This is a genomic window from Acidovorax sp. Root568 (assembly GCF_001427445.1).
Taxonomy (GTDB): Bacteria; Pseudomonadota; Gammaproteobacteria; order Burkholderiales; family Burkholderiaceae_C; genus Acidovorax; species Acidovorax delafieldii.
Genome location: NZ_LMGP01000016.1, coordinates 114,632 through 128,348, shown reverse-complemented (window position 1 = coordinate 128,348; position 13,717 = coordinate 114,632). Strand labels below are relative to the sequence as shown.

Genomic DNA, 13,717 nt, shown 5'->3' with positions numbered 1-13,717 from the left:
GTCCTGGGCCCCTTGCTGTGGGTCACGGCCATGATGCTGTTCCACGACGGCCCTCCACCTGCGTGCAACTTCTACACCGTTCCCGTGACCTTCACCTCCGTGGTGCCCCGGCAGCACCCCCGAGGAGGCAACCGGGTGGGCGTACCAGACGTGCAGTTTTCGTATGTCTTGGAAGGACGGCGGCACACGAGCACGAAGCTCTTTTGTGAATCGCCTGCCAACGCGTCCTACGAGCATGGCCGCATGCGCGAGTTTGTGAAGCAAGCGCCGGGCAGCTCCGACATCGTTGCCTGGGTGCCGAGCGGTGATGCCGGGGCGGGCTGTATTTCATTGAGCCCTGTGTTCGGATACAGCCGGGTCCATGAGGCCGCCCCCCTGTGCCGGCGGTAGCGGGCTGCGTTGAGGGCAAGCACTGAGGCCACAAGGGGCTGCAGCCCTGCGTCGATAGCGTTGGCTGCTTTCCTGGGGTGCTGTTGGATGCTATTGAATGAATAGCAATGTGGGCAATAAAGATAAGCGCTAAGGTTTGTTTTTGTCAGAGGTACTGGTGTTCAAGGGGGCGTCCCCGCCAGGGCCATCCTCCGTTGCGCCGTAGCCCGGGTATGCACCAGCGGCCGCGCCCAGCGCCGCACTCTCCTGCCGCTCCCGCGCCATCTGCTCCGCAAACTGGTTGCGGCCTTCTCGCGCCACGGCGATGAACTTGGCGCGGTCCTTGTGGTGCGGGTACATGCGGTCGGCCAGGGCGATGTTGTGGGTGCGAAAACGCTGGGTGATGGCGGTGGCTTGCGCGGGTGGCAGGCCCATCAGCTCCAGCACGGTGTGGGCGCTTTGCAGGCTGGACTCGAACAGCTCGCGCTGCACCAGCGTCACGCCCAGGTCGCGCAGCTTGTTCCAGTGCGTCACATCGCGCGCCCGGGCCACGACCTGCAGGTGCGGGAAGTGTTCGCGCGCCAGCTTGGCGATCTGCAGGGACTGCTCGGCATCGTCCACGGCCACCACCAGGATGCGTGCGTGTTCGGCCCCGGCGATGCGCAGCAGGTCGAGCCGCGTGGCGTCGCCGTAGAACACGCGGTAGCCGAAGGTGCGCGCCACCTCCAGCATGTCCACGCTATGGTCCAGCACGGTGGTGGGGATGCCCTGGGCCAGCAGCACGCGCGAGACGATCTGCCCGTAGCGGCCGAAGCCCGCGATGATGATGGGCGCCTCTTGGGGCTCGGAGATTTCCTCGGCCTGGGGCGTGGCGGTCTTGAGCTGGGCATAGCGGCGCAGCAGCACCCGGTCCAGCAGCACCAGCAGCAGCGGGCTGATCAGCATCGACAGCGCCACGGCGCCAATCAGCAGCGAGGCAGTCTCGGCCGGGAACACGTTGGCGCCGGCCGCGGCCTGGAACACCACAAACGCAAACTCGCCACCCTGGGCCAGCAGCAGGGTGAAGACAGGGCGCTCCTGGTAGGGAATCTCCACCACCTTGGCCAGGGCGTAGATGACCACGGCCTTGGCCGCCAGAAAGCCGACCAGGATGGCGGCCATGAGCCCGGGCGAGCGCAGGATGACGCCGAAGTCGATGCTCATGCCCACGGCGATGAAGAACAGCCCGAGCAACAGGCCCTTGAAGGGTTCGATGTCGGCCTCCAGCTCGCGGCGGTATTCGCTGTCGGCCAGCAGCACGCCGGCGAGGAAGGCGCCCAGCGCCATCGACAGGCCCACCAGCACCATCAGGTAGGCAATGCCCACCACCAGCAGCAGCGCGGCGGCAGTGAATATCTCGGGGGTGTTGCTCTTGGCGATCCAGCGCAGCACGGGGCGCAGCAGCAGGCGTCCGCCGAGGATGATGGCGGCGATCACGCCGACGATCTTCAGCACCTCCAGCACCATCTCGCCCGGGGTGTGGCCTGCGCCTTCACCGGCGGCCGCGCCCAGCACGGGCAGCAGGGCCAGGATAGGGATGGCCGCCACGTCCTGGAACAGCAGGATGGAGAAGCCGGCCTGGCCGCTTTGTGTGCGCATCAGGTTGCGCTCGGCCAGCGATTGCAGCGCAATGGCGGTGGACGACAGCGCCAGGCCCAGCGCGCCCACCAGGCTCACGCGCCAGGGCAGGCCGGCCAGCGCACCCAGCGCGAACAGCACAGCCGCGCAGCCCAGCACCTGGGCGGTGCCGGTGCCAAAAATGGGGCGGCGCAGCGCCCACAGGCGGCTGGGTTGTAGCTCCAGCCCGACCAGGAACAGCATGAGCACCACGCCAAACTCGGCGAAGTGCAGGATGTCCTGCACGTTGCTCACCAGCCCCAGGCCCCAGGGCCCGATGGCGATGCCCGCTGCCAGGTAGCCAATGATGGCGCCGAGGCCCAGCGCCTTGGCAATGGGCACGGCCAGCACGGCGGCGGTGAGGTACAGGAAACCGTAGGTGAGCCAGGTGGGGGCGTGTTCCATGGATGGGCGTGCGCTTGGGGGTCGTCGTGGGGAGGCAGAACACCGCGTCCCCGAGGAGTGGGGCGGGTGTGGCAGATTCTGGCACCGCTGCAAGGCGTTGGGTTGGGTGCCGTGGGTTGGATCTATGGCGCTATTTATTTGATAGCTATTAAGGCATGATTATCTAGCGCCTGAGCCTGTTTTTATGCAGATCATGGTGCATGGAGCCCTGCGTTGCTAAGATGCGGGCCCTTCTTCGCACACAGGCACGGTGACCCATGGATTTGCAGACTTGGCTGGCTTTTTTTGCGGCGTCGTGCCTGATTGCGGTGTCGCCGGGCTCGGGGGCTGTGTTGTCGATGAGCCATGGTCTGTCGTTCGGTGTGCGCAAGACGGGCGCCACCATCCTGGGCCTGCAGCTGGGGCTGTTGCTGATTTTGCTGATTGCCGGGGCGGGCGTGGGCTCGCTGCTGCTGGCGTCCGAGGTGGCGTTCAGCATCGTCAAAGTGCTGGGCGCGTGTTATCTGATCTATGTGGGCTTCTGCCAGTGGCGTGCTGGTGATAAATCGCCGGTACAAGGTGATGAGACCGAGTCGGCGGGCACCTGGCAAAAACGCTGCCTGACCGGCTTCTTGACCAACGCCACCAACCCCAAGGGCATCATCTTCATGGTGGCCGTGCTGCCCCAGTTCATGACCGACACGCGCCCGCTGTGGACGCAGCTGCTGGTGATGGCCGCCACCACGGTGACGGTGGACGTGGTGGTCATGCACGGCTACGCTGCGGGGGCGAGCGCACTGCGCCGCCTGATGCGCAGTGCGCGGGCCGTGCGAGCGCAGAACCGCGTGTTTGGCGGTTTGCTGATGGCGGTGGGGGCGGGGCTGTTCTTCGTCAAGCGCGGCGGCCAGCACGCCTGAGGCGGCTGTGGCACCGCTGGGGTGTCAGAGGGTGCTTCTGATTTGATAGCTGCTAGCGCATATGAATATTGCGCTTGAGGCTGATTTGGCTTGTATTTTCATGGACCTGCAGATTCCAAGGAGCTTGTCATGCCAGTAGTTGTTGTCGCCAACCCGAAGGGCGGAGTGGGCAAGTCCACGCTGTCCACCAACATCGTGGGCTACTTTGCCAGCCAGGGGCATCCCGTGATTCTGGGCGACACCGACCGGCAGGAGTCCGCCCGGCTGTGGCTGGGCCTGCGCCCGCCCGCTGCGCGCCCCATCGGCAGCTGGGACACCAGCTCGGACGTCATCAGCCGCCCGCCCAAGGGCACCACCCACGCGGTACTCGACACGCCCGCCGGCCTGCACGGCTGGCGCCTGAACGATGTGCTCAAGCTGGCTGACAAGGTCATCGTGCCGCTGCAGCCCAGCGTGTTCGACATCTTTGCCACGCGGGCCTTTCTGGACCAGCTGGCCGAGCACCGCCACGCCGCCGGGGTGCCCGTGGGCATCGTCGGCATGCGGGTGGATGCGCGCACCAAGGCGGCCGAGCAACTGCATCATTTTGTAGACAGCCTGGGGTTTCCGGTGCTGGGCTATCTGCGTGACACGCAGAACTACATCCACCTGGCAGCACACGGCCTCACGCTGTTTGACGTGGCCCCTGGCCGCGTGGCACGCGACCTGGAGCAGTGGCAAGGGATCTGCACGTGGCTCAATTCTTGAAGGACAGCGTGAAGCACGACGTACATCCAATCCCCCGGGAAAACACCTGTCACCCGGCAGACAAGGCGCGCCGGAGCGCAGGGCTACATTGCAACGATGAAAATCTTCCGCTCTTATTCCGAAGTCAGCGCCTGCGTGGGCCAGGAGGTCGCCGTGACCGACTGGATCACCATCACGCAGGAACAGGTCAACCTGTTTGCCCAGGCCACGGGCGACCACCAGTGGATCCATGTGGACCCCGAGCGTGCCAAGGCCGGGCCGTTTGGCGCGCCCATTGCGCATGGGTTTCTCACGCTGTCGCTGATTCCGCAATTCTTCGAGACGGGCCTGACCATCGAGGGTGCGCGCATGGGCGTCAACTACGGGCTGAACAAGGTGCGTTTCACCGCGCCGGTGCCGGTGGGCAGCCGCTTGCGAGCGCGTCTCACGCTGCAGGCTGCCGAGCCCGTGGCGCCCGATGGCATGCAGATGACCTGGCTGGTGACCGTGGAGCGCGAGGGCAGCGACAAGCCGGTGTGCGTGGCCGAATCGCTCGCACGCAACTTCGGCGCCCCGGCCTGAGTCGGGTCGCCACCGGGCAGGAGGTCTGAACCATGGACCGCCTGCAAGCCATGAAGATCTTCGAGCGCGTGGTGGAAGAGGGCGGCTTTGCCGCCGCTGCCCGCGCCATGGACATGTCACCCCCCGTGGTCACCCGCATGGTGGCCGAGCTGGAGCAGCATCTGGGCACGCGCCTGCTGCAACGCACCACCCGCAAGCTGGCGCTGACCGACGCGGGCGAGTCGTACCTGCAGCGGGTGCGCGCCATCCTGCACGAGATCGATGATGCCGAGGCCGCTGCCGCAGCCAGTACGCGCGATCTGCGCGGCACCATCCGCATCGTGGCGGCACCAGTGCTCGCCACCAACTTTCTGGCACCCATGGTGGCGGTGTGGCATGCCTACTATCCCAAGCTCATGCTGGACATCAGCATGGACGCCTATGCCTCCAGCCGAGTGGATGAGTTCGATGTGACCATCATGGTGGCGGGCGAGGACTTTGACGCCAACATCGTCGCGCGCCCCCTGGTGCAGGGGGAGGCGATCGTGGTGGCGTCCCCCGACTACCTGGAGCGCCGGGGCATTCCGCGTGAGCCGCAAGACCTGATTCACCACGACTACCTGCGCGATTCGAGCGCGCCCGTGCGCCTGCAGTCAGGGCCCGGCCGCAAGCTGCGCCTGCAGTCGCTGCGGGCAGACGTGCCGGACGAAGAAGTGGACGCGCCGGCGGTGTTGCAGTCCGTCAGCACCGAGCTGCTGATGCGTGCTGCTGTGGACGGGGCGGGCGTGGCTGTCACGTCGCGCCTGCTGGCCGAGGAGCACCTGGCCCGCGGCGAACTGGTCCACATCCTGCCCGGCTGGATCTTTTCGCGTTACACGATCTATGCGGCGCTGCCCTCGGGCCGCATGCTGCCCGCGCGCACGCGGGTGTTTCTGGACTTCCTGACCGAACACGTGCCCCGTGCCATGGCGGAAAAGTCCGGCCAGCTCAGTTGAGCTGCGCGAACCCGCTGATGATCGTGCCTTCGGGCTCGACCATGACCTGCCCGTCGGGCATGGCAAAGCTGTTCTGGCGCCAAGCCTCGAACACGGTCACCGCCACCGCGTTGGACAAATTGAGGCTGCGTTGACCCGGCACCATGGGCAGGCGCAGGCGCTGCGCCGGGGGGAAGCTCTCGCGCAACTCGGGGGGGAGTCCCCGCGTTTCAGCGCCAAACACCATCCAGTCGCCGGGCAGGAAGCACGTGGAGTGCACGGGTTGTGAGCCGTGCGTGGTCATCGCAAACATGCGGGTCGGGTCCGGCTGGGTGTCTCGCAGAAAAGCTGTCCAGCCTGCATGGACCTGCACGCTGGCGTATTCGTGGTAATCCAGCCCTGCCCGCCGCATCTGGCGGTCTTCCATCGAGAACCCCAGGGGCTCGATCAAGTGCAGCGAACATCCGGTGTTGGCCGCCAGGCGAATCACGTTGCCGGTGTTGGGCGGGATCTCGGGTTCGACGAGGACGATATGGAACATGACCGCCATTGTCATCGTTGGACCTGTGAGTTGAGCAACCGCTCGTAATCAAAAGTATCCCTTTGGTAGGTGTGCACTACCTCCTCGGTTCCTGTTCGCTACCTGTCTGGTGCTTTTCAGTCCAGCTCCGTGCGCGCCAGCACAGCGGCTGTGACGTGCGCGACACCCGCCTCGCGCAGTGCCAACGTAGCAGCATGCAGGGTGGCGCCCGTGGTCATCACGTCGTCGATCAGTACCACCCGCTGGCCGCGCAGGCTGGCTGCGCGGGCGGGTTCAACGGCGAAGGCGCCACGCAGGTTGCGCAGCCGCTGCGCCCTGGGCAGGCCGCTTTGTGCCTCGGTGGCGTGCAGGCGCAACAGCGTGTGGCCGTCTGCCTTGGCACCAGCCAGTTGCCTCGCCAGCAGGGCCGCCTGGTTGAAGCCCCGCTCGCGCAGGCGCTCGGTGGACAGGGGAACCGCCAGTACCCGGTCGGCCGCGTCCAGTGCCGGCTCCATCCAGGGTGTGCTGCGCATGAGGGTGGCCAAGGCCCTGGCCCACCCCGGATCGCCGCGAAACTTGAACTGCGCCAGGGCGTCGGCCCAAGGGTAGGCGTAGTCCACGGCGGCAATGCAGGCGTCGAAGCTGGGCGGGTTCTGCAGGCAGGCGCCGCAAACGTCAACCCCTGCGGGCACCCGAAGTGCACATCGCCGGCAACGCGTGGCGGGCTGGGCGAACCGCATCACGCAGGCGTTGCAGACACGCTGCGATGGCCATGCGTGGCACACGGCGCACTGGCTGGGCACTTTGTCCACCCAGGCGTGGAGGCGGCGTGAAATCCCTGGCAAACCCAAAAAGAGCATGAATCAATATACTCGCGCGTCCTTCTGCACCACCCATGTCCTCCGAGCGTCCCCCCACCATTGATCCTGTTGCCGCCGCCCGCTGGCATGCCGCAGCCCCGGCTGCGTCCCCTTGGCTGCACGAAGAAGTGGCGCGCCGCATGGAGGACCGACTGCAGTGGATTCGCCAGGCCCCAGAGTCTTGGTGCCACTGGGACCCAGTGCGTGGCGGTCTGCAGGCGCATGCCCTGGTGAGTGCTCGCTACCCGCAGGCGCGCTGCCAGGTGTACGAAACCAGCGCGCATTGCGAACCCGTTGCGAGGCAGGCATTGTCCAAGCCCTGGTGGAACCCCGCCCGCTGGGGTGCTGGGGCCCTGCAAATGGGGTCGCCGACCGATGCCAGCGTACAGATGTTGTGGTCCAACATGGCGCTGCACATGGCGGCCGACCCGCAAGACCTGATTGGCCGCTGGCACCGCGCCCTGGCGGTGGACGGTTATCTGATGTTCTCGTGTCTCGGACCGGACACGCTGCGCGAACTGCATGGCGTGTACGCCGCCTTGGGCTGGCCGCCTGCGGGCCATGCCTTTACCGACATGCACGACTGGGGCGACATGCTGGTGCACGCAGGTTTTGCAGAGCCGGTCATGGACATGGAGCGCATCACGCTAACATTTGCCACTCCCGAGCGGCTGGTTCAGGAGCTGCGCGAACTGGGTGTCAATTTGCATCCTGATCGCTTTCCCTCATTGCGCGGACGGCGCTGGCGCGACAAGCTCTACCAAGTGTTGTCTGAGCGTCTGGCCGATCCGGGCCAGGATGGTCAGTTGGCACTGACTTTTGAAATCATCTATGGCCATGCCTTCAAGCCTGCACCCCGGGTGCGCGTCAGCTCCAGCAGTGCGGTGTCGCTGCAGGACATGCGCGCCATGTTGCGCAAGGGCGGCACTGAGAACTAACCTGTAACGGCGTGTCAATGACTTGGAACAAGGCACGCTACAATTCTTGGTTATTGAGATTTCGGGCATCTTCCCGCGCAATTTGGCAGGCTGTGCCTGTTGTGCCCAAGGCGCAACGTGTGCTGCAGCCGGCAGTCTTGTGAGCACTCACGGTGACGGGCTTGGTTTTTCGTTTTGCCACGGTGTCGGGTCAGCGCATTGACTGGCGTCTGGTTCGCAATTGTTCGGTCACTCCGACGCAATTGGGCTGGATGTACCTGTCGCTGTGTGTGGTGTCCCTGGGGATCGCGACATTCTTCTGGATGCTCGGCGCCCACCTGGTGATGCCCTTCGCCTGGCTCGAAATCGTGGCAGTAGGGATTGCATTCGCCATGTACGGTCGCCATGCGGCGGATGGCGAGAGGATTTCATTGCAGGGCTCACGCCTTGTGGTGGAGCTGGAGACAGCAGGCAGGCTGGAGCGCGCGGAGTTTGACCGGAGCCGGGTTCGCGTAGAGCCCAAGACGGGAGACCATTCGCTGATCACGCTGTCTGCGCAGGGCCGTTCGGTGGAGGTGGGGCGCTATGTGCGCCCAGAGCTCCGACCGGCCTTGGCATCGGAGATCCGCATGGCCTTGCGCGCTGCCTGACCCCACGCAGGCGCGCGAAAGGGATTGGTTAAATTGAGGCTTAGAAGTAAGTGAGAACTATGAAGAGCATTTCCAACAAGCTGGCTTCTCTGCTGCTGATTGCCGGTGCATGGGTGGGCTCCGCAGCCCATGCCGTTCAGGACCTGCCTGGCGGCCCTGCAGTCAACCAGCTGAACCTGGCGCCGCCCGTCACCAAGATCGCAGAAGAGCAGCACTTTCTGCACTGGATGATGCTGATCATCTGCACGGTGATCTTTGTTGCAGTGTTCTCCGTGATGTTCTACTCGATCTGGAAGCATCGCCGCTCCAAAGGCGCGAAGGCTGCCAACTTCCACGAGTCGGTGACGGTTGAAGTGGTGTGGACCATTGTTCCGTTCATCATCGTGATCCTGATGGCCTTGCCCGCCACCAAGGTGCTGGTGGCCCAGAAAGACACCACTAACGCCGACCTCACGATCAAGACCACGGGCTACCAGTGGAAGTGGGGCTATGACTACATCACGGGCGAAGGCGAAGGCCTGGCGTTCATCTCCACGCTGGACAGCAGCCACCGCGTGATGTCCGACAGCGGCAACGTCAAGGACGCTCCCGCAAACTACCTGCTCAAGGTGGACAACCCCATGGTGGTGCCGGTCAACAAGAAGATCCGCATCATCACTACGGCCAACGACGTGATCCACGCCTTCATGGTGCCTGCCTTCGGCATCAAGCAGGACGCGATCCCTGGTTTCGTGCGTGACACCTGGTTCCGCGCCGAGAAGATCGGCGACTACTACGGGCAGTGCGCCGAGCTGTGCGGCAAGGAACACGCCTACATGCCCATCCACGTGAAGGTGGTGTCCGCTGAGGACTACACCGCCTGGGTGGCCGAACAAAAGAAGAAGGCCGCAGCCAAGCTGGACGACCCCACGAAAGTGTGGGCACTGGACGACATTCTCAAGCGCGGCGAGAAGGTGTATGCGGCCAACTGCGCCGCCTGCCACCAGGCCAACGGCAAGGGCGCTGGCCCCATCAAGCCCCTCGACGGCGCTGCCGTGGTGCTGGATGCCGATCATGCAAAGCAGATCCAGGTGCTGCTCAAGGGGCAGAACAACGGCGCCATGCCTGCATGGGCACAGCTGAGCGACACCGACATCGCCGCCGTGGTCACCTATACCAAGAACAACTGGTCCAACAAGACCGGCCAGCTGGTGCAGCCAGCTGAAGTTGTGGCCCAGCGTGGCAAGTAATCATCGCCCCATCGTATTGAGGAATTCACCATGAGCGCAGTACTCGACAACCACGGGCACGCTGGCGACCACGCACACGACGGCCACGACCACCATGGCCCCACCGGCTGGCGCCGCTGGGTGTTTGCCACCAACCACAAAGACATCGGTACGCTGTACCTGTTGTTCTCCTTCACCATGCTGATGGTCGGCGGCATCCTGGCCCTGCTGATCCGCGCCGAGCTGTTCCAGCCCGGCCTGCAACTGGTGAACCCCGAGCTGTTCAACCAGCTCACCACCATGCACGGCCTCATCATGGTGTTCGGCGCGATCATGCCGGCCTTCGTGGGCTTTGCGAACTGGATGATCCCACTGCAGATCGGCGCATCCGACATGGCCTTTGCGCGCATGAACAACTTCAGCTTCTGGCTGATGATTCCTGCCGCACTGATGCTGGTCAGCTCGTTCTTCATGCCCGGCGGCGCTCCCGCTGCCGGCTGGACGCTGTACGCACCGCTGACGCTGCAAATGGGCCCTTCCATGGATGCCGGCATCTTCGCGATGCACATCCTGGGTGCTTCGTCCATCATGGGCTCGATCAACATCATCGTGACCATCCTGAACATGCGCGCCCCCGGCATGACGCTGATGAAGATGCCCATGTTCGCCTGGACATGGCTCATTACCGCCTACCTGCTGATCGCTGTGATGCCTGTGTTGGCCGGTGCGATCACCATGACGCTGACGGACCGTCACTTCGGCACCAGCTTCTTCAACCCCGCCGGTGGCGGTGACCCGGTGATGTACCAGCACATCTTCTGGTTCTTCGGGCACCCCGAGGTGTACATCATGATCTTGCCGGCCTTCGGCATCATCAGCCAGATCGTGCCCGCGTTCAGCCGCAAGAAGCTGTTTGGCTATGCCTCCATGGTGTACGCCACCTCGTCCATCGCGATCCTGTCGTTCATCGTGTGGGCCCACCACATGTTCACGACCGGCATGCCCGTGACTGGCCAGCTGTTCTTCATGTACGCCACGATGTTGATCTCCGTGCCCACGGCCGTGAAGATCTTCAACTGGATCGCCACGATGTGGCGCGGCTCCATGACGTTTGAAACCCCCATGCTGTTTGCCGTGGGCTTCATCTTCGTGTTCACCATGGGCGGTTTCACCGGCCTGATCCTGGCCATGGCGCCCATCGACATCCAGCTGCAGGACACCTACTACGTGGTGGCCCACTTCCACTACGTGCTGGTGGCAGGTTCGTTGTTCTCCATGTTTGCTGGCGTGTACTACTGGCTGCCCAAGTGGACCGGCGTGATGTATTCCGAAACCCGTGGCCAGATCCATTTCTGGGGTTCGCTGATCACCTTCAACATCACCTTCTTCCCGATGCACTTCCTGGGCCTGGCTGGCATGCCCCGTCGTTATGCCGACTACCCCATGCAGTTTGCTGACTTCAACGCGATTGCCTCGGTGGGTGCGTTTGGCTTCGGTCTGATGCAGGTGTACTTCTTCCTTGCGGTCGTTGTGCCTGCCATGCGTGGCAACGGCGCCAAGGCCCCCGCCAAGCCATGGGACGGTGCCGAGGGCCTGGAGTGGGAAGTTCCTTCCCCCGCGCCTTTCCACACGTTTGAGAATCCTCCCAAACTGGACGCCACTGCAACCCGCGTGATTGGCTGAACACCATGTCCATGACCCCCGAGCAAAAAAAGAGCAACCTGCGGCTGGCGCTGATTCTGGCGTCCGTGGCGGTGGTGTTCTTTGTCGGGTTCATGGTCAAGGTGGTGTTGCTGTCCCGCTGAAGCCACTGGCCCACCCCATGAGCCTGCACCGCGAAAACGCCAAGATGGTCGGCAAGCTGGTCGTGATTGCGGCTGGCATGTTCGCCTTCGGCTACGTGCTGATCCCGATCTACAAGCACATCTGTGAGATGACGGGCATCAACATCCTGTCGCTGTCCGAGCGGCAGGTGCCTGGCAACGGTGTGGCTGGCAAGGATGTACGCGTACCCGCCAACACCCAGGTGGACAAGTCGCGCACCATCACCGTGGAGTTCGACGCGAACTCGCGCGGTCCCTGGGACTTCAAGCCAGCGCAGCGTTCTGTGCAGGTGCACCCTGGTGAACTGACGACGGTGATGTACGAGTTCCAGAACGTGCAGAACCGTCGCATGGCCGCTCAGGCCATTCCCAGTTATGCGCCCCGGCAGGCCGCTGCGCATTTCAACAAGCTGGAATGTTTTTGCTTCAATCAGTACACCCTGGAGCCGGGTGAAAAGAAAACCTGGCCCGTGGCGTTCGTGATTGATCCGAAATTGTCCAAAGACGTCACCACGATCACGCTGTCGTACACCTTCTTCGAGGTGGGCGGCAAGACACCGGCAGCTCCCGAATCGACGGCGGCGGTGGTGCTGCCCGCGCCCAGCTCTGCAGGCATGCAAGGAGCCGGGTCATGAGTGCGCCCCTGGAGCCATCGGCAGACGTCAAGCCCTCGCAACGCAAGGGCTCGTTGCTGCGCACAGTGCGTGCAGTGGCATGGTCGCTGATTGGCTTGCGCAAAGGCAGCGAGTACCAGCAAGATGTCGAAAAGCTCAATCCGATTCACATCATCGTGGTGGGATTGATCGCGGTTTTCTTGCTCGTCATTGGTCTGATAGGGCTGGTGAACTGGATTGTGTGAGTGTGTGTTGGCTGGTTCGTGCGAACAAATACTGAAAACAAAGATTTTGAGAATCAGGAGCTGAAATGAGTGCATCAACCCACGGCGGAACCCCGTACTACTATGTGCCCGCCGAGTCCCGCCACCCGGTGATGGCCGCGGCCGGTCTGTTCTTTGTGATCCTCGGCGCAGGCCAGTGGATCAATGGCCACGACTGGGGTAAATATTCTCTGGCCGTGGGGCTGGTGTGGTGGCTGTTCACGCTGTACCAGTGGTTCGGCGACGCAGTGCGTGAGAGCGAAGGTGGCCTGTATGGTCACAAGATCGATCTGTCGTACCGCTGGAGCATGAGCTGGTTCATCTTCTCCGAGGTGATGTTCTTCGGCGCGTTCTTCACAGCCCTGTGGTGGGCACGCTCGCACTCGGTGCCTGCATTGGGCAGCCTGGACAATGCGCTGCTCTGGCCCGATTTCAAGGCCGTCTGGCCCAGCCTCGCCGCTGGCGCCACCGCTTCGCCGGCCGGCATCATCGAGCCCTTCCAGACGGTGGGCCCCTTCTGGCTGCCCACGATCAACACAGCGCTGCTGCTGACCTCCGGCGTGACGCTGACCATTGCCCACCACGCCCTGCGTGAAAACCAGCGTGGCAAGACCATCGGCTTCATGTGGGCCACGGTGCTGCTGGGCTTCGTGTTCCTGTTGGTGCAAGGTTATGAGTACTACCACCTGTACACCGACCTGAACCTCAAGCTCAGCTCGGGTGTGTTCGGCTCCACGTTCTTTATGCTCACCGGGTTCCACGGCTTCCACGTGTTCCTGGGCATGCTGATGCTACTGGTGATTACGCTGCGCTTGCAAAAAGGCCACTTCACGGCCGACAAGCACTTTGGCTTTGAAGGTGCGGCCTGGTACTGGCACTTTGTGGACGTGGTGTGGCTGGGTCTGTACGTGCTGGTCTACTGGATGTAAGTCAGACCCTGACGCCATCAAAAAAAGCGCCTCGCGGCGCTTTTTTTGTTCCACCCTCTGCGTGCTGGCCAGTGGTGGCCTGTGATGGGCCCAAGCCTCCCAGGCTGCGGACCAAGCCCTCAGGTCAACGGGTGGCGGGCAGGCCGGTGGGCTGGATATATCCCAGCTGCCAGGCCAGCAGAATGCACAAAAACAGCACGATGGACAGCCCGACACGCACCGCCAGCGCTTTGGCCATGTGGTTTCCCTTGCTCTTGTCGTCGCGCCCATTGCGCATCATGAAGAACAGGGCCGATGCCAGGCTGGCCAAAATGGCGAGGAACGCCAGCACTACGAGGTATTTCAT

The 13,717-nt window shown here is 63.6% G+C and carries 16 protein-coding genes; 12 read left to right on the top strand and 4 right to left on the bottom strand.

The annotated features are described in order from the left end of the window. Positions 1-519: 519 nt before the first annotated feature. Positions 520-2,430: a glutathione-regulated potassium-efflux system protein KefC gene (kefC, locus tag ASD75_RS15180; RefSeq protein WP_056746816.1), complete on the bottom strand. Its 1,911-nt coding sequence runs from the start codon at positions 2,428-2,430 to the stop codon at positions 520-522. Between the two features lie 257 nt (positions 2,431-2,687). On the opposite strand from kefC, the gene ASD75_RS15175 reads away from it, so the two are divergent. The 4 genes from ASD75_RS15175 to ASD75_RS15160 all read left to right on the top strand — a co-directional run bounded on the left by ASD75_RS15175 (position 2,688) and on the right by ASD75_RS15160 (position 5,608). Continuing rightward, positions 2,688-3,326 carry a LysE family translocator gene (locus tag ASD75_RS15175; RefSeq protein ID WP_056066027.1) on the top strand — a complete coding sequence of 213 codons (639 nt, stop codon included), beginning with the start codon at positions 2,688-2,690 and terminating at the stop codon, positions 3,324-3,326. Between the two features lie 129 nt (positions 3,327-3,455). Further along, positions 3,456-4,073 carry a ParA family protein gene (locus ASD75_RS15170; RefSeq protein ID WP_056746815.1) on the top strand — a complete coding sequence of 206 codons (618 nt, stop codon included), beginning with the start codon at positions 3,456-3,458 and terminating at the stop codon, positions 4,071-4,073. Between the two features lie 96 nt (positions 4,074-4,169). Then, positions 4,170-4,634, top strand: a complete 465-nt coding sequence (locus tag ASD75_RS15165; RefSeq protein ID WP_056066019.1) for a MaoC family dehydratase — start codon at positions 4,170-4,172, stop codon at positions 4,632-4,634. Between the two features lie 32 nt (positions 4,635-4,666). Beyond that, complete coding sequence (locus ASD75_RS15160) at positions 4,667-5,608, top strand: LysR family transcriptional regulator (protein ID WP_056746814.1); 942 nt, start codon at positions 4,667-4,669, stop codon at positions 5,606-5,608. Here ASD75_RS15160 and ASD75_RS15155 read toward each other — a convergent pair. Together ASD75_RS15155 and ASD75_RS15150 are read right to left on the bottom strand one after the other, a co-directional pair. Next, complete coding sequence (locus ASD75_RS15155; protein WP_056066014.1) at positions 5,601-6,128, bottom strand: tRNA (cytidine(34)-2'-O)-methyltransferase; 528 nt, start codon at positions 6,126-6,128, stop codon at positions 5,601-5,603. The two genes, ASD75_RS15160 and ASD75_RS15155, sit on opposite strands and share 8 nt — an antisense overlap. 116 nt (positions 6,129-6,244) lie before the next feature. After that, complete coding sequence (locus ASD75_RS15150; protein WP_056066011.1) at positions 6,245-6,967, bottom strand: ComF family protein; 723 nt, start codon at positions 6,965-6,967, stop codon at positions 6,245-6,247. 35 nt (positions 6,968-7,002) lie between these two features. On the opposite strand from ASD75_RS15150, the gene ASD75_RS15145 reads away from it, so the two are divergent. From ASD75_RS15145 to ASD75_RS15115, 8 genes are all read left to right on the top strand, one after another. Beyond that, positions 7,003-7,905, top strand: coding sequence for a hypothetical protein (locus tag ASD75_RS15145; RefSeq protein ID WP_056746813.1), 903 nt, complete (start codon positions 7,003-7,005; stop codon positions 7,903-7,905). Between the two features lie 152 nt (positions 7,906-8,057). Then, on the top strand, positions 8,058-8,534 hold the full coding sequence (locus tag ASD75_RS15140) for a DUF2244 domain-containing protein (RefSeq protein ID WP_056066007.1): 477 nt from the start codon (positions 8,058-8,060) through the stop codon (positions 8,532-8,534). Between the two features lie 59 nt (positions 8,535-8,593). Next, on the top strand, positions 8,594-9,763 hold the full coding sequence (gene coxB / locus ASD75_RS15135; RefSeq protein WP_056746812.1) for a cytochrome c oxidase subunit II: 1,170 nt from the start codon (positions 8,594-8,596) through the stop codon (positions 9,761-9,763). A 30-nt stretch (positions 9,764-9,793) separates the two neighbouring features. Continuing rightward, positions 9,794-11,425, top strand: coding sequence for a cytochrome c oxidase subunit I (gene ctaD / locus ASD75_RS15130; protein ID WP_056066001.1), 1,632 nt, complete (start codon positions 9,794-9,796; stop codon positions 11,423-11,425). 11 nt (positions 11,426-11,436) lie between these two features. Continuing rightward, the gene (locus ASD75_RS24155) at positions 11,437-11,547 is read left to right on the top strand and encodes a cytochrome oxidase small assembly protein (RefSeq protein ID WP_225581085.1); all 111 of its coding nucleotides are present in this window, start codon (positions 11,437-11,439) and stop codon (positions 11,545-11,547) included. A gap of 17 nt (positions 11,548-11,564) precedes the next feature. Then, positions 11,565-12,200 carry a cytochrome c oxidase assembly protein gene (locus ASD75_RS15125; protein WP_056746811.1) on the top strand — a complete coding sequence of 212 codons (636 nt, stop codon included), beginning with the start codon at positions 11,565-11,567 and terminating at the stop codon, positions 12,198-12,200. Next, entirely contained in the window at positions 12,197-12,424 is a 228-nt protein-coding gene (locus tag ASD75_RS15120) for a DUF2970 domain-containing protein (RefSeq protein ID WP_056065993.1), read from the top strand. Before ASD75_RS15125 ends, ASD75_RS15120 begins: the two co-directional genes overlap by 4 nt. A gap of 65 nt (positions 12,425-12,489) precedes the next feature. Then, on the top strand, positions 12,490-13,371 hold the full coding sequence (locus ASD75_RS15115; protein ID WP_056065990.1) for a cytochrome c oxidase subunit 3: 882 nt from the start codon (positions 12,490-12,492) through the stop codon (positions 13,369-13,371). Positions 13,372-13,495: 124 nt separating this feature from the next. Here the strand turns inward: ASD75_RS15115 and ASD75_RS15110 are convergent, their stop codons facing one another. Then, the gene (locus ASD75_RS15110; RefSeq protein WP_056746810.1) at positions 13,496-13,717 is read right to left on the bottom strand and encodes a twin transmembrane helix small protein; all 222 of its coding nucleotides are present in this window, start codon (positions 13,715-13,717) and stop codon (positions 13,496-13,498) included.

What these genes read in the sequence shown, in the direction of transcription:
- kefC (WP_056746816.1), bottom strand. Translation starts at nt 2,430, where the DNA reads ATGGAACACGCCCCCACCTGGCTCACCTACGGTTTCCTGTACCTCACC.
- ASD75_RS15175 (WP_056066027.1), top strand. Translation starts at nt 2,688, where the DNA reads ATGGATTTGCAGACTTGGCTGGCTTTTTTTGCGGCGTCGTGCCTGATT.
- ASD75_RS15170 (WP_056746815.1), top strand. Translation starts at nt 3,456, where the DNA reads ATGCCAGTAGTTGTTGTCGCCAACCCGAAGGGCGGAGTGGGCAAGTCC.
- ASD75_RS15165 (WP_056066019.1), top strand. Translation starts at nt 4,170, where the DNA reads ATGAAAATCTTCCGCTCTTATTCCGAAGTCAGCGCCTGCGTGGGCCAG.
- ASD75_RS15160 (WP_056746814.1), top strand. Translation starts at nt 4,667, where the DNA reads ATGGACCGCCTGCAAGCCATGAAGATCTTCGAGCGCGTGGTGGAAGAG.
- ASD75_RS15155 (WP_056066014.1), bottom strand. Translation starts at nt 6,128, where the DNA reads ATGTTCCATATCGTCCTCGTCGAACCCGAGATCCCGCCCAACACCGGC.
- ASD75_RS15150 (WP_056066011.1), bottom strand. Translation starts at nt 6,967, where the DNA reads ATGCTCTTTTTGGGTTTGCCAGGGATTTCACGCCGCCTCCACGCCTGG.
- ASD75_RS15145 (WP_056746813.1), top strand. Translation starts at nt 7,003, where the DNA reads ATGTCCTCCGAGCGTCCCCCCACCATTGATCCTGTTGCCGCCGCCCGC.
- coxB (WP_056746812.1), top strand. Translation starts at nt 8,594, where the DNA reads ATGAAGAGCATTTCCAACAAGCTGGCTTCTCTGCTGCTGATTGCCGGT.
- ctaD (WP_056066001.1), top strand. Translation starts at nt 9,794, where the DNA reads ATGAGCGCAGTACTCGACAACCACGGGCACGCTGGCGACCACGCACAC.
- ASD75_RS24155 (WP_225581085.1), top strand. Translation starts at nt 11,437, where the DNA reads ATGACCCCCGAGCAAAAAAAGAGCAACCTGCGGCTGGCGCTGATTCTG.
- ASD75_RS15125 (WP_056746811.1), top strand. Translation starts at nt 11,565, where the DNA reads ATGAGCCTGCACCGCGAAAACGCCAAGATGGTCGGCAAGCTGGTCGTG.
- ASD75_RS15120 (WP_056065993.1), top strand. Translation starts at nt 12,197, where the DNA reads ATGAGTGCGCCCCTGGAGCCATCGGCAGACGTCAAGCCCTCGCAACGC.
- ASD75_RS15115 (WP_056065990.1), top strand. Translation starts at nt 12,490, where the DNA reads ATGAGTGCATCAACCCACGGCGGAACCCCGTACTACTATGTGCCCGCC.
- ASD75_RS15110 (WP_056746810.1), bottom strand. Translation starts at nt 13,717, where the DNA reads ATGAAATACCTCGTAGTGCTGGCGTTCCTCGCCATTTTGGCCAGCCTG.